Origin of the sequence: Acinetobacter sp. BMW17 (genome assembly GCF_001592855.1) — a bacterium.
GTDB classification, from domain to species: domain Bacteria; phylum Pseudomonadota; class Gammaproteobacteria; order Pseudomonadales; family Moraxellaceae; genus Acinetobacter; species Acinetobacter johnsonii.
Map to the genome: position 1 here is coordinate 1 of NZ_LSOD01000054.1, position 2,092 is coordinate 2,092.

Consider the following 2,092-nt stretch of genomic DNA (forward strand, 5'->3'; position numbering starts at 1 on the left):
ACTAATGTAATTTTAATAGAAAAATTATATATATATTAATATGAAGTTTCTCTATACTTAGAAAAATACCAGCAAGCAAATTCGAGCAATTTTCACCCAGATTGATTTCAACCATGAGAATTGAGCTTCTATAGGCGTAACAACAAAACTTTAAAAAATCTGTTCTTGTCTTGGGGGCATGAGTGATCAAGAAATCTTTTTTTCATAGTCTAGATTTACAAAAACTTATTTTGATTTTAATTATTGGCTGTGTCTCAAGCTTGTTTCTAATTTCAATTTTTGTTCTGAACTATGTCATCAAAGAGCAGTTAACCGAAAACTCTTTAGCTGCCAATCAACGCTATGCCTCAAAAATTGCATTTAGTACCGACAAATATTTTGAAAGTATGTTGAGTGAGCTCCGCTATAGTGCTCAAATTGTTGGTCAAGATTTCTCAAATCAACAGGTTTTAAAAGCTGAAGTTACACGTCTTAAAGGTCAATCACAAAAATTTAACTCAATTACGATTATCGATAAAAATGCTTTTATTTTGGAGTACTCACCCGAGACCTTACATGTTAATCAAAAAAAACAATATAAAACTTTAGGTATTACCGAAGCATTAAAACTCAAGAAAACCTATATTTCCTCTCCATACAAAGGTTTGTCAAACAATTTAATTGTGCTGATTGCTCAACCTATTTTTAATCGTAAAAATGAGTTCCTCGGTATCGTCACGGGCTCGATTTATTTGAATAAAGAAAACTTGGTGAGTGAGCTATTAGCTACCACTTATTCTTATAAGAAAAGTTATACTTATGTTGTTGATAATAAGAATAAGATCATCTTCCATCCAGATAAGTCTCGCATTGGCGATTCATTAAAAAATAATACTGGAATGCAATATATTACCTCCCACCCCACTGGAAAGATTGCACTGGTCAATAGTAAAGGGATCGAAAACCTTGCGGGATTTGCAGTAATTCCAAGTGTAAACTGGATTGTCGTGTCGCAACAACCGACGTTAGAGTTATTAAGTCAAGCTAACTCGATCATCGTTAAAGTAACACTGGCTATGCTCGGCTTCTATTTACTCCTGTTCATTTTTGTGTGGAAACTTTCTTACTGGATTTCGTCACCACTCAATAAGCTTGCACAAATGGCCAGCATGTTAACGCGCCCAAATATTGATCAAGATATTAAAAAAATCGATCCATGGTATTTTGAGGCTTTACGCTTTCGCACCGCTCTTTTGCTTAGCTCTAAACATTTTAAAGATGAAATTGCAGAGCTTAAACAACACGTGAATACCGATCCGCTGACGGAACTTTATAACCGCCGTGGTATGAAACTATTTTTAAATGAATTAGAAGCAACCAATACGCCTTTTTCCGTACTGACATTGGACATCGATCACTTTAAAGCAGTAAATGATAACTATGGGCATGATCAAGGTGATCATGTGTTGAAAAAGTTAGCTTCTCATATGAAAAGTAACTTTCGTCAACATGATGTGTGCTGCCGTGTCGGTGGAGAAGAATTTATTGTATTTGTGGTACACGAAGATCCAAAGATTGCCTATATAGCAGCTGAACGACTTCGTAAAACAGTAGCACAAAGCTACATTGACCCAATTGGAACGATCACGGTTTCAATTGGTATCGCCTCTTGGCCTCAAGACTCAGAGAATATTCAAGATGTGATTAAACTGGCAGACCAAAAACTCTATCAAGCCAAGAATGACGGTCGAAATTGTATCCATTCAACTTCAGCGGACTGATGAAAATTTCTTCAAGAATCAGCTTTATATTGAAATTAAAATCATCAAAAGGATGAGCTTTTCAAAAATATATGCTGTTTCTTCATTCTATTTTCTACGATGATTATATTTCGGTGAATATCTTCGACTTTTTTACGCTGACTTTGATTTTATAATTAAAAAAATAGCAATAAATATCCGTATAACGAAGATAACTTTGGACAAGATTAATGAAAATAAAGCTTGAAACTGTATTTTTAATCTCTGTACACGACAAATTTCACAGAACCCTTATCCTATCAGGATTCTGCTTTCTTAAAATTGCCAAAATTTCCTTAAACTCTTCTTTTTTC

At 34.3% G+C, this 2,092-nt stretch carries 1 protein-coding gene; it reads left to right on the forward strand.

Annotation, left to right across the window (positions count from 1 at the left end):
• The first annotated feature begins 182 nt into the window (after positions 1–182).
• Positions 183–1,760: a sensor domain-containing diguanylate cyclase gene (locus AXW61_RS16945; protein ID WP_062035476.1), complete on the forward strand. Its 1,578-nt coding sequence runs from the start codon at positions 183–185 to the stop codon at positions 1,758–1,760.
• Positions 1,761–2,092 lie beyond the last annotated feature (332 nt).